This window comes from Kitasatospora sp. NPDC049285, from assembly GCF_040678815.1.
GTDB lineage: Bacteria > Actinomycetota > Actinomycetes > Streptomycetales > Streptomycetaceae > Kitasatospora.
Map to the genome: position 1 here is coordinate 1 of NZ_JBFAQR010000105.1, position 11,958 is coordinate 11,958.

An 11,958-nucleotide genomic window follows, 5' to 3' on the forward strand; every position below is an offset into this window, starting at 1 on the left:
GGCCGGCTTGCGCACCTCCAGCCACCACTGGCCGGTCAGCGCCACCATGCCGACCAGCATCTGGGAGTACATCGGGGCAGGCGCGGCACTCGGTGTCGGCGGAGTTCCAGGCGTGCCGCCGGTAGCCGCCGGAGGAGGCGGAGCGGCCCACGGGGAGCAGCTCCGCCCACATCGCGTCGAAGTCGGCGGTCACAGCTCCGCCATCGGCACGCGCACGCCCCGCTCGTCGGCGACCTCGGAGGCCCGGTCGTAGCCGGCGTCGACGTGCCGGATGACGCCCATGCCGGGGTCGTTGGTGAGGACGCGGCGGATCTTCTCGCCGGCCAGCGCGGTGCCGTCGGCGACCGTCACCTGGCCGGCGTGGATGGAGCGGCCGATGCCGACGCCGCCGCCGTGGTGGATGGAGACCCAGGACGCGCCGGAGGCGACGTTGACCATGGCGTTGAGCAGCGGCCAGTCGGCGATCGCGTCGGAGCCGTCGAGCATCGCCTCGGTCTCGCGGTACGGGGAGGCGACCGAGCCGCAGTCCAGGTGGTCGCGGCCGATCACGATCGGGGCGGAGAGCTCACCGGAGGCGACCATGTCGTTGAACCGCTCGCCCGCCTTGTCGCGCTCGCCGTAGCCGAGCCAGCAGATCCGCGCGGGCAGGCCCTGGAAGTGCACCTTCTCCTGGGCCATCTTGATCCAGCGGTGCAGCGACTCGTTCTCCGGGAAGAGGTCGAGCACCGCCTTGTCGGTCTTGTGGATGTCCTGCGGGTCACCGGAGAGCGCAGCCCACCGGAACGGGCCCTTGCCCTCGCAGAACAGCGGCCGGATGTACGCCGGGACGAACCCGGGGAAGGCGAACGCCCGGTCGTAGCCCGCCAGTTGGGCCTCGCCGCGGATCGAGTTGCCGTAGTCGAAGACCTCGGCGCCGCGGTCCTGGAAGCCGACCATCGCCTCGACGTGCCGGGCCATCGACTCGCGCGAGCGCTGGGTGAACTCGGCGGGCTTGGCGGCCGCGTAGTCGGCCATGTCGTCGAAGGCGACGCCGATCGGCAGGTAGCTCAGCGGGTCGTGGGCGCTGGTCTGGTCGGTGACGATGTCGATCGGCGCGTCCATCGCGAGCAGCTGCGGGAACAGCTCGGCGGCGTTGCCGAGCAGGCCGATGGAGAGCGGCTGCCGCTTGTCGCGGGCCTCGGTGGCCAGCTGCAGCGCGTGGTCGAGGTTCGTGGCCTCGACGTCCAGGTACCGGTGCTCGATCCGGCGGGCGATCCGGGACGGGTCGCAGTCGACGCAGATCGCCACGCCGCCGTTCATGGTGACGGCGAGCGGCTGGGCGCCGCCCATGCCGCCGAGGCCGGCGGTGAGGGTGATGGTGCCCTCGAGCGTGCCGTTGAAGCGCTTGTTGGCGACGGCCGCGAAGGTCTCGTAGGTGCCCTGCAGGATGCCCTGGGTGCCGATGTAGATCCACGACCCGGCGGTCATCTGGCCGTACATGGTGAGGCCGAGCGACTCCAGCCGCCGGAACTCCTCCCAGTTCGCCCAGTCCCCGACCAGGTTGGAGTTGGCGATCAGCACGCGCGGCGCCCACTCGTGGGTCTGCATCACGCCGACCGGCCGGCCGGACTGCACCAGCATGGTCTCGTCCTGCTTCAGCCCCTGCAGCGTCCGCACCATGGCGTCGAACGACCGCCAGTCCCGGGCCGCCTTGCCGGTGCCGCCGTAGACCACCAGCTTCGACGGGTGCTCCGCGACCTCCGGGTCCAGGTTGTTCATCAGCATCCGCAGGGCGGCCTCCTGCTGCCAGCCCTGCGCACTCAGCCCGGTACCCCGCGCCGCCCGAACCTCGCGCGGCCCGCTCACCTGCTCTGCCATGGCCCAGCCTCCTTGCGGATGAATTCATTCACGATCAAGCAGACTGAATATATCCAAACAGAACCAGGCTGGCCAGAGTTCCGGCCCCGCGAGTGGGGCCCGAAGGGGTTAACAGATTCGAGCGCACCACAATGCGCTTGCGAGGCCACCTCGCGGTGCCCTACTGTCGTCGCAAGCTGATGAGGCGTCAGAAGACCTTCGGGGTGCTGCACCGGCCTGTCCACCGCACGGACTCGGCCGAGGAGAAGCCCGAGGAAAAAGCAGTGCCCCGGGCGGCATGCTCAGCAGAGGCGGACCCGGGGCTTACCCGGCCAGCGTAGCAGCGGCCCCGTGGACCGCAACAAGGAATCCAGACCGGAGGAACCCGTCGTGACGAACGCACTGCCTCGGTGGATGCGCACTGCGCTGTCCGAGCAGCGGCTCGTGCCCTACGTGAAGGCGACGGGCGGCGACGAGGGGCAGGCGCGGCTCCTGTACTGGTGGAACGCCGAAGCCTCCGGGGCGTTCCTCGGCCCGCTGCACTGCTTGGAGCTCACCCTGCGCAACGCCTTGCACGATCGACTCGGCGCCGGCTTCGGTCGAGCCGACTGGTGGGAGGCCGCCCCACTCAGCCCGAACGGGCGGAAGCTGATCGACGAGGCCCGGCGCAAGGGCGGTCGCCGGCACGGGGTCACCTCGTCCGACGACGTCGTCGCGGAGCTCTCGTTCGGATTCTGGGTGTCGCTGCTCAGCACCGCGTACGACCGTGCACTGTGGGTGCCGTTCCTGCACCGCGCGTTTCCGCACTACTCGGGTCGCCGTCGGCTGCTCCACGAGGACTTCTACTCGATGCAGCTCTTCCGCAACCGGATCGGGCACCACGAGCCGATCCACCACCGGCACCTGGCGGCCGACCACGCGAAGATCTACCGCCTGCTTGAATACCTCAGCCCGGACATGGCGGCCGCGGCCCGTGCGATGGACCGCGTTCCGGAGGTCCTGAGCACCCGCGAGGACACCTGCGGGGGCTTGCGGCCTCCGCGGTTCTGAACCGGCGACGGCACCGATGGAGGCCAGGATGACCGACCCCGCAGAGACCGGCGGCCTGCTCTCACGCGCCGACATCGCCCAGCGGGCGGGGGTGGAACGCCCGGCGGTGACGAACTGGCAGCGCCGGCACCCGGACTATCCGGAGCCCGTCCGGGTCGGCACCGAGGAGCTGTTCCACGCCGAGGAGATCCGCCGGTGGCTCTCCGGCCGCGTGGTGCCGCGCAACCAGCTCCGCCCCGGCGAGACCCACGGCCTCACCTACGCGGACCGGTTCGCCGCGTCGGCGGGGAAGCCACCGGCCGACTCCGGAAAGGTCGAGCGCATCGTCGCCGAGCTGCTGGGCGAAGCGGGAGCCTGGTACCTCCGGGCCGGCTGGAACCCCGGCTACGACTCGCTGCTGCGGTTCCTGCTGTACCTCCGCGCCTGTCGGCCGGACGCCTGGGCGGCGATCCTCGACGAACCGCTCCCGCTCGCACGGGTGATCGAGCGATGGACCGCCGAACTCGCTGAAGACCCGGACCAGCTCGCCCAGTTGATCCGGCGCTGTCCCGACAGCGTGCTCGACGACACGGTACGGACCATCAACCTGCTGACGCCCGGGCATGAGGTCGCGGACGCCTATGACGCGCTCCTCCGGGAGTCCGCAGCGCAGCAGGGCGCCCGCAGCGGCAGCTTCTACACGCCGACCGCCGTCCGGCAGGCCATGCTCGCCGTGCTGGCGCAGGGCCCGCCACCCGCCAGCCTCTACGACCCCTACTGCCGCTCGGGTGAACTGCTGGTCGACGCGGCCAGGTCCCTCGGAACCCCACCCGTGGTGCGGGGCGCGACCACCCGGCCGAGCGACGCCCGGTCGAGCGAGCTGAACCTCGCGATCCACTCCGTCCCCGCCTCGGTGGCCGTGGTCAACGAGCTCCCGGAACCTGATGCGGCCCACCGGTATGACGTCGTGCTCGGCAATCCTCCGTTCAGTCTCAAGGCGCACGACCCGGCGATCGTCGAGCGCGGCTGGCCGTTCGGTCCGCCGCCCGCGCGCAACCTCGATCTGGCGTGGGTCCAGCACGTCGTGCTGTCGCTGGCACCAGGCGGACGCGGCGCGCTGGTGATGCCGCACGGTGCGGCCTTCCGGTCCGGCAGGGAACGGGACATCCGGGCGGCCCTGGTCGAATCCGGCGCGATCGAGTGTCTGATCTCGCTGCCCGCGGGTCTGTTCACCGCGACGGCTGTTCCGGTGATGATCTGGATCCTCCGCCCCCCGCACGATGCCGATCGGCGCGAGGTGCTGATGATCGAGGCCTCGGACCTGGGCACCCGCACGGCCAGGGGACATTCGTTGGAGCCGGCCGCCGTCGCCACGATCGAAGACGCGTACCGCAGGTGGCAGACGGACCGATCGCTCACCGACATCAGCGCCTCCCCCACCGTCGAGGACCTCCGAGCGGCGGACTACGTCCTCGTGCCGGCCCGCTACGTCGAGCCCGTGGACGCCCCGCAACCGGGTCGCGGCAGCGCTTCGCTCGACGAGCTGCTCAACCGCCTCGAGCATCTCGATCGGCGGGCTGCGGCGGCCGACCGAGCTCTCACCCGGGCACTGGAAGGACTCAGCTGATGAGCACGCCCCAGTCCGTCCGTCTCGAGGACTGCTGTTCCCTCCAGGCAGGGCCGTCCGCGCCGTCGCCCCGCGCTCTGGCGACGGACGGCAGCGGCGTCCCGATGCTGCGGCCGCAGAACATCGGCGAACGCACCCTGATCAACGATCCGCTGGTCGGCGTACCGGACGCCACGGCCAAAGCACTGGACCGCTATCGGCTGCGGGCCGGCGACGTGCTCTGCGTCCGGACCGGGCGCCCCGGGAAGTCGGCCGCCGTGACGGAGCGTCAGACCGGCTGGCTGTACAGCGGGAGCCTCTTCCGCATCCGGCCGGGAGCCGCGGTCGATCCGTCCTACCTGGTCCACTACCTGGCCAGCCCCGCGGTCGACCGCTGGTTGCACCAGTACATCCGCAGAGGGGCGGGCATTCCGAGCCTCACCCTCCGGGACCTCTCAGGTCTCCCGATCCCCCTGCCCTCGCTGGACGAGCAGCGGGAGGCCGTGCGGGTCCTGGTCGCGATCGACGAGAAGATCGCGGTACACCGCCGGATCGCCGAGACCGCCGTCGAACTCCGCGCGGTTCTGGCCGCGCGACTGTTCGCCGAACCGGGCCGCTGAGGCCGGGGCGGACGCGCCCGACGCCCGATCCGCTCCGCAGCTCGGCCGGGCGACCGCTCAGCTCGTGCCCGGCGGACCGTTCCCCCGGGTTCCCTCGCGGAGGGCGGCCAGGCGCTCCCGGTACTCGTCGACCTCGATCTCGCCGCGGGCGAGGCGCTCGGCGAGCAGTCGCTCCGCCTCCGGGGCCGGGAGCGGCGCCTCCGGGCCGCCCCAGTGCGGGGCGGGGGGTGGCGCGGTGCGGTGCGCCTGGGTGCGCCAGAGCAGCAGGGCCACCCCCGCGATCAGGAGCAGGAGCAGCAGGAAGGCGAGCCCCGGGAACATCCACTCCCAGCCGCCGTTCGGCCCGTGGTGCCAGTAGTGCCTCATCGTGATCACCCGCCACCGCACCAGGAAGGGGTGCGCCCTTCCCAGTCTGCGCCTCGCCGCGGCCGGCCGGAATCCGTCGGTTCCGGCCGGCCGCGGTCAGGCCGCCTCGTCGCCGTCCCAGTCGATGCCGATCTCGGCGAGCCAGCGGCGGTCCTCGGCGTCGGGTTCGGGGACCGCCTGCCCGGGGCGGGCCGGCGGGCGCGGGATCTCCTGGATCGGGCCGACGCCGTAGCGGGCGGCGGCGTCGGCTGCGGCGTCGGTGCCGGGTTCCAGGACGCCGATGTGCACGGCCTCCTCGTCACCGGGATCGAGCACGGTGAGTTCGGGGTACGGCGGCCGGCGCAGCGCGATCCGCCGCCCGCAGGACGGGCAGGACCACTCGTCGGCTCCGGACCCGAGTCGTCCGGTGAGTCTCATCTGATGGATCGGACGCATTGGACTTCCCCCGTCCAAGCTTCGGTACGTCATCCCCCATGAAGAGACATGCCCGCTCAGGCCCCATCGTCAACCCGACGAGAAGGTGTCGGTAGAACAACAACAGGAGTCGTTCCAGGAACAACAGGTGTCATTCCAGGAACAACTGACGGGCCGTCGCGGACTGCTCGATGGCCTCCAGCCGGGCCTCCGCGCCGGGCAGCTCGTCGCACATGGTCTGCAGCAGCACCCGGCCGAGCATCATCGGGGCGCAGGCGGTGTCGAAGACCAGGCCGGTGCCGACGGCGGCGGGCAGCAGCAGGTCGGAGAGCTTGGCGACCGGGGCGAACGCGGAGTCGGCGACGGTGAGCACGGTCAGCCCGCAGTCGCGGGCCACCGCGAGGGCGTCCATCAGCTCGCGCGGGTAGCGGGGCAGCGCGAAGCAGAGCAGCGCGGTGGCCCCGGCGGCGGCGGCCTGCTCGAGCCGGTCGGCGAGCATCGAGCCGCCCTCGTCCAGCAGCCGCACGTCGGGGTGGACCTTGGCGGCGAAGTAGGCGAAGCCGTGCGCCTGGGCGGAGGCGGCGCGCAGGCCCAGCACCGGCAGCGGGCGGGAGGCCGCCAGCAGCCGGGCCGCGCGGACGATCGGGGCCGGGTCGGCGAGCAGGTCGGCGAGGTGCCGCAGGTGCTCGATCTCGGCCAGCACGGCCTGCTGGTGCTCGTTGCGCACCACCTCGTCGGGGCTCTCCGGGGTGGGGGACTCGCCGACCCCGAGTTCGCGCAGCTGCTTGCGCAGCGCCGGGTAGCCGTCGTAGCCGAGCGCCACCGCGAACCGGGTCACCGAGGGCTGGGAGACCCCTGCCAGCTCGGCCACCTCCACGCTGGACAGGAACGGCGCCTCGGCGGCGTGCCGGACCAGCGAGTGCGCGATCCGCCGCTGCGTGGGCGTCAGCCGGTGGCCCTCGAAGAGCTGGAGCATCCGGGCCGAGGGCCCCGGGTGGGTGCCGGTCTCGTCCAGGGCGGTCATCAGCGGTACCTCCACGCTCGGTTGGGCGGACGCCGGTGGCTTCGGCGGTGGGAAGACTGTGGCGCAGTCCCGGCAGGTGGGCAATCCCGTTTCGCCTGACGGGACGGGCGGGTCCGGAGGCTCCCCCCGGCGGGTGCGCCCGCCCGTCCCGTGCGGCGGCGGGTCAGGCCAGCGGCCCGGTGACCCGCTCGACCGCGTCCACCAGGGCGCCCGAGGCGACCAGGGCGGCGGCGGCCTCCAGGTCGGGCGACAGGAACCGGTCGCGGCCGGGACCCCCGACCCCGGCCGCGCGGGCCGAGGCCACCGCCGCGGCGGTCGCCGGAGCCAGCGGGTCGGCCCCCTCGGCGGCCTGCGCCCGGATCTCCAACGCCCGTGCGGAGGCGACGAGTTCCACCGCCAGCACACGTCCCAGGTTGACCACCGCGGCACGCAGCTTACGGGCGGCCGACCAGCCCATCGAGACGTGGTCCTCCTGCATCGCCGAGGACGGGATGGAGTCCACCGAGGCCGGCACCGCGAGCCGCTTGTTCTCGCTGACCAGCGCGGCCTGGGTGTACTGGGCGATCATCAGGCCGGAGTCCACGCCCGGGTCGTCGGCCAGGAACGCGGGGAGCCCGTGCGAGCGGGCCTTGTCCAGCAGCCGGTCGGTGCGCCGCTCGGAGATCGAGGCCAGGTCGGCCGCGGCGATCGCCAGGAAGTCCAGCACGTACGCCACCGGGGCGCCGTGGAAGTTGCCGTTGGACTCCACCCGGCCGTCCGGCAGCACCACCGGGTTGTCGACCGACGCGGCCAGCTCCCGGTCGGCGACCAGTCGGGCGTGCGCCAGGGTGTCCCGGCCGGCGCCCGCCACCTGCGGCGCGCAGCGGATCGAGTAGGCGTCCTGCACCCGCGGCGCGTCGTCCTGGTGATGGCCCGTCAGCCCGGAGCCGCGCAGCACCGCCAGCATGTTGGCGGCGGCCGCGGCCTGGCCCGGGTGCGGGCGGATCGGAGCGTGCAGCTCCGGCGCCAGCACCTTGTCGGTGCCCAGCAGCGCCTCCAGCGACATCGCGGCGGTGATGTCGGCGGTGGTGTACAGCCGGTGCAGGTCCGCCAGGGCCATCACCAGCATGCCGAGCATGCCGTCGGTGCCGTTGATGAGGGCCAGGCCCTCCTTCTCCAGCAGCTCGACCGGCTCGATGCCGGCCGCGGCGAGCAGCTCGGCGGCGTCCTTCTCCACCCCGTCCGGGCCGAACGCGGTGCCCTCGCCCATCAGCACCAGGGCGCAGTGCGACAGCGGCGCCAGGTCGCCGGAGCAGCCCAGCGAACCGAACTCCCGCACCGCCGGGGTGATCCCGGCGTTCAGCAGGGCCGCCATGGTCTCGGCCACCACCGGGCGCACCCCGGTCCGGCCGGACGCCAGCGTCTTCATCCGCAGGAACATCAGCGCCCGGACCACCTCGGTCTCCACCACCGGGCCCATGCCCGCCGCGTGCGAGCGCACCAGCGACCGCTGCAGCTGCGCCCGCAGCTCCGGGCTGATGTGCCGCACCGCCAGCGCCCCGAACCCGGTCGAGACCCCGTACACCGGACGCGGCTCCGCCGCGAGGGCGTCGATCCGGGCCCGCGCGGCCGCCATCTCGGCCCGCGCGTCCGGCCCGATCTCCACCCGGGCCCCGCCGCGGGCCACGGCGAGGACATCCTCGGCGCTGACGTCGGCCTTGCCGACCTGGACGACGACATTGTGCATATCCATATGCACAATCAGATCAGGTGAATGGGGATATGACAACATGCCGAGTGGTTGACTGACTCCCGGAGGTGCGATTCGGATGGCACGGGCGACGGTACGGCGGCGAGTGGTACGGCTGCGCGGCGACGAGAGCAGTGCCCGGCCGGACTCGCTGGCCGCCGAGGAACCACTGGAGATCCGGCTCGGCGGCGACCCGCTGACCGTCACCATGCGCACCCCCGGCCACGACTTCGACCTGGTCGCCGGCTTCCTGGTCGGCGAGGGCCTGGTCACCGACACCGCGGAGCTCGCCGCCCTGCGCTACTGCGCCGGCACCGACGCGGAGGGCGCCAACACCTACAACGTCGTCGACGCCACCGTCCGCGGTGCCCGCACCGCGCTCTCCGCCCACCGCAACCTCCTCACCACCAGCGCGTGCGGCCTGTGCGGCCGCGACACCGTCGACGCCGTCCGCACCCACAGCCGCTGGGACGTCTCCGCCGACCCCCTCACCGTCACCCCCGACACCCTCTACGCCCTCCCCGAGAGGCTCCGCGCCGCCCAGCGCACCTTCGACACCACCGGCGGCCTGCACGCCGCCGCCCTCTTCACCGCCGACGGCCGGCTGCTCTGCGCACGCGAGGACGTCGGCCGCCACAACGCCGTCGACAAGGTCATCGGCTGGGCCCTGCGCGAAGGCCTCCTCCCCCTCCGGGGCCACGTCCTCCTGGTCTCCGGCCGCGCCTCCTTCGAACTCACCCAGAAAGCCGCCCTCGCCGGCCTCCCCCTCCTCGCCGCCGTCTCCGCCCCCTCCTCCCTCGCCGTCGAACTCGCCGAAGAACTGGGCCTCACCCTGATCGGCTTCCTCCGCGATCGCTCCGCGAACGTCTACACCCGGCCGGACCGGATCGGCCCCTGAGCCGCCGGCTGCGCGGGGGCGCTCCAGGCGAGCAGCATCCGGAGCGCGTCGTGGGACGGGCTGCCCGGCTCGGCCGCGTAGGTGACCAGTGCCTGGTCGGGGTCGTCGGCCGCGCGCAGCGTCTCGTAGCTCAGCTCCAGGTCGCCGACCAGCGGGTGGTGGAACCGCTTGGTCCCGGCGGTCTTGTCCTGCACCGGGTGCTCCGCCCACCAGCGCCGGAAGTCCTCGCTCCGCATCGACAACTCCCCGATCAGCCGCGCCAGTCGGGGGTCGCCGGGGTGCCGTCCGGCCTCCAGGTGGAGGTAGGCCACGTTCTCCCGGGCGCAGGCGGACCAGTCCGCGTACAGCTCCCGGGTGATCGGGTCGAGGAAGGTGATCCGGGCGATGTTGCGCTCGGCCGGGTCCACGGCGGCGTAGTCGCCGAGCAGGGCCACCGCCGCCGGGTTCCAGGCCAGGACGTCCATCCGGCGGCCCATCACCAGGGCCGGCACGTCCTTCAACTCGTCCAGCAGCCGCTGCAGCATCGGCCGCACCTGCTGCCCGCGGCGGGCGCCGGGCCCGCGCACGGGCCGGGCGGCCTGCCGCGGGCGCGCCAGGTCGTGCAGGTGCCGGGTCTCGTCCCCGCTCAGGCGCAGCGCGCGGGCGAGGGCGTCGAGCACGCCGTCCGACGGGTTGGCCACCCGGCCCTGTTCCATCCGGGTGTAGTAGTCGACGCTGACGCCGGCGAGCTGGGCGATCTCCTCGCGGCGCAGGCCCGCGACCCGGCGGGTGCCGCCGTAGTCCGGCAGTGCCACGTCCTGCGGGCGCAGGCGGGCTCGGCGGGTCCGGAGGAAGTCGGCCAGGCCGGTCGCGGTCGTCATGCGGTGATTGTGGCCGATCGCCGGGGTGCGCTGCCTGGCCCTGCCGGTGCCAGGCAGCCCGCGGCCGGGCGCGGCCCGGCGGGCGTCACGCCTGACGGGTCGGCAGGACGATCGACTGGCGCAGGTTGACGTGCCGGGGGCGGCTGACGGTGTAGGCGATCAGGTCGGCGACGTCCTCGGCGGCGAGGGCCGGGATCGCGGCGAACATCCCGCCGAGCTGTTCGCGCAGCTCGGGGTTGTCGACGTGCCCGGGGAGCTCGGTCTCGGTCAGGCCCGGCTCGATGGTGCCGACCCGGACGTCGCACGGGCCCAGCTCGGTGCGCAGCGCGGCGGACAGGTGGGTGAGTGCCGCCTTGGTGGCCGCGTAGACCGCGTAGTCGGGGAACAGGACGTGGGAGGCGATGGAGGAGATGTTGACCAGGTCGGCGGTGCCGCCGTCGGAGGCGGCCGCGGTGAGGTCGGGGACGAACGCGCGGATCACCCGCAGCGCGCCGGTGAGGTTGGTGTCGATCATGCGGGTCCACTCGTCGAGCCGGCCGGCCGCGAGCGGGTTGGGCAGCATCACGCCGGCGTTGTTGACCACCAGGTCGACCCGGCCGTAGGCGTCGTGGACCCGCGCGGCGGCGGCGTCGACGGACGCCTGGTCGGTGACGTCGGCGGTGACCGCGAGGACCCGGCCGCCGGCGGCGGTGAGCTCGGCGGCCAGCGCTTCCAGCCGGTCGGTGCGCCGGGCGAGCAGCGCGACGCGGGCGCCGTCCGCCGCGAGCAGGCGGGCGGTGGCCGCACCCATGCCGCTGGCCGCGCCGGTCACGACGGCGGTGCGGGTGGCGAGGGCGGAATAGCTCATGGGGGGACTCCTGGGTCGGTCGCGCGGGCCGGTGCGGTGGCCGGATGCGGACCACTCTGTGCCGGGCCGCGACGGCCGACCAGAGCCTGCCGTTCCCTGGGAGAGCCAGGACCACCCTGGGCCGGACGGGCCCGGGCGGCTCAGGTCGGCGGCGGCGAACAGGGCCCCGACAGCGCCACCGCCACCAACGTCCGCAGGGCCGGGGCGATCTGGCCGAGTGGCAGGGTCGACTCGTCGGCGAAGAGTTCGAGCAGCCAGCCGCCGGCGGGGTTGGCGCCGCCCGCCGCGACCATCGCCCGGTAGCCGGACACCACCATCACCGCCTCCTCCGCGGCGTCGTTGCCGGGCGCGCCCGCCCGGAGGGCGAAGGAGCCACCGGTCACGGCCTTCGCGGTGAGCGGGTAGTGGCGCAGGTCGAAGACGGCGTCGGGGGCCTCGATCTGGGCGCGCTGGGTCTGGGCGCGGGCGGACGCGGGACCGCCGGTCATCCGGTAGAGCGCGTGGCGGGCGGTGCGCATCTGCGGCGAGCCGGGCGGGACGTAGGAGACCCACCAGCCGACGGCGTTGAGCAGGCGGGAGGCGCTCTCGGCGACGGTGGAGAGGCGGCCGAGGGTGTCCGCGGGGTGGGTGACCGCGCCCTGCAGGCCGCTCTGGTCGAGCGCGGCGAGCACCGCGGCGAGCAGCTGGCCGGGGTCGGCGCTGTGCGCGGCGCCGCGGAAGCGGCGCCGG

General features: G+C 73.5%; 11 protein-coding genes and 2 pseudogenes. 4 read left to right on the forward strand and 9 right to left on the reverse strand.

The features are described from left to right. Positions 1 to 78: pseudogene (locus AB0K51_RS33775) on the reverse strand (TetR/AcrR family transcriptional regulator); the annotation flags it as partial. A 111-nt stretch (positions 79 to 189) separates the two neighbouring features. Then, positions 190 to 1,845, reverse strand: a complete 1,656-nt coding sequence (gene hutU, locus AB0K51_RS33780) for a urocanate hydratase (RefSeq protein ID WP_363461979.1) — start codon at positions 1,843 to 1,845, stop codon at positions 190 to 192. Positions 1,846 to 2,226: 381 nt separating this feature from the next. Between hutU and AB0K51_RS33785 the strand changes: the two genes are divergently transcribed. The 3 genes from AB0K51_RS33785 to AB0K51_RS33795 are packed head-to-tail and all read left to right on the forward strand — an operon-like array spanning position 2,227 to position 5,091. Further along, complete coding sequence (locus AB0K51_RS33785; protein ID WP_363461961.1) at positions 2,227 to 2,886, forward strand: hypothetical protein; 660 nt, start codon at positions 2,227 to 2,229, stop codon at positions 2,884 to 2,886. Positions 2,887 to 2,914: 28 nt separating this feature from the next. Beyond that, positions 2,915 to 4,492 carry an N-6 DNA methylase gene (locus tag AB0K51_RS33790; protein ID WP_363461963.1) on the forward strand — a complete coding sequence of 526 codons (1,578 nt, stop codon included), beginning with the start codon at positions 2,915 to 2,917 and terminating at the stop codon, positions 4,490 to 4,492. Continuing rightward, a complete protein-coding gene (locus AB0K51_RS33795) occupies positions 4,492 to 5,091 on the forward strand; it encodes a restriction endonuclease subunit S (protein ID WP_363461965.1) in 600 nt (199 codons plus the stop codon). Before AB0K51_RS33790 ends, AB0K51_RS33795 begins: the two co-directional genes overlap by 1 nt. A gap of 57 nt (positions 5,092 to 5,148) precedes the next feature. Here AB0K51_RS33795 and AB0K51_RS33800 read toward each other — a convergent pair whose 3' ends face one another. From AB0K51_RS33800 to hutH, 4 genes are all read right to left on the reverse strand, one after another. After that, positions 5,149 to 5,457 (reverse strand): SHOCT domain-containing protein, encoded by a 309-nt coding sequence (locus tag AB0K51_RS33800; RefSeq protein ID WP_363461967.1) that lies wholly within the window; start codon positions 5,455 to 5,457, stop codon positions 5,149 to 5,151. Positions 5,458 to 5,553: 96 nt separating this feature from the next. Further along, complete coding sequence (locus tag AB0K51_RS33805) at positions 5,554 to 5,874, reverse strand: hypothetical protein (protein WP_363461969.1); 321 nt, start codon at positions 5,872 to 5,874, stop codon at positions 5,554 to 5,556. 148 nt (positions 5,875 to 6,022) lie between these two features. Continuing rightward, positions 6,023 to 6,895 carry a MurR/RpiR family transcriptional regulator gene (locus AB0K51_RS33810; RefSeq protein ID WP_363461971.1) on the reverse strand — a complete coding sequence of 291 codons (873 nt, stop codon included), beginning with the start codon at positions 6,893 to 6,895 and terminating at the stop codon, positions 6,023 to 6,025. A 163-nt stretch (positions 6,896 to 7,058) separates the two neighbouring features. After that, positions 7,059 to 8,621, reverse strand: a complete 1,563-nt coding sequence (hutH, locus tag AB0K51_RS33815) for a histidine ammonia-lyase (RefSeq protein WP_363461981.1) — start codon at positions 8,619 to 8,621, stop codon at positions 7,059 to 7,061. A gap of 82 nt (positions 8,622 to 8,703) precedes the next feature. On the opposite strand from hutH, the gene fdhD reads away from it, so the two are divergent. Beyond that, complete coding sequence (gene fdhD / locus AB0K51_RS33820) at positions 8,704 to 9,522, forward strand: formate dehydrogenase accessory sulfurtransferase FdhD (protein WP_363461973.1); 819 nt, start codon at positions 8,704 to 8,706, stop codon at positions 9,520 to 9,522. On the opposite strand, the gene AB0K51_RS33825 is transcribed toward fdhD, so the two are convergent. The 3 genes and pseudogenes from AB0K51_RS33825 to AB0K51_RS33835 form a co-directional block, all read right to left on the reverse strand. Then, positions 9,492 to 10,382, reverse strand: a complete 891-nt coding sequence (locus tag AB0K51_RS33825) for a helix-turn-helix transcriptional regulator (protein ID WP_363461975.1) — start codon at positions 10,380 to 10,382, stop codon at positions 9,492 to 9,494. The two genes, fdhD and AB0K51_RS33825, sit on opposite strands and share 31 nt — an antisense overlap. Before the next feature lie 85 nt (positions 10,383 to 10,467). Beyond that, positions 10,468 to 11,229 (reverse strand): SDR family oxidoreductase, encoded by a 762-nt coding sequence (locus tag AB0K51_RS33830; protein WP_363461977.1) that lies wholly within the window; start codon positions 11,227 to 11,229, stop codon positions 10,468 to 10,470. A 140-nt stretch (positions 11,230 to 11,369) separates the two neighbouring features. Further along, positions 11,370 to 11,958, reverse strand: a pseudogene (locus tag AB0K51_RS33835) (sensor domain-containing diguanylate cyclase); the annotation flags it as partial.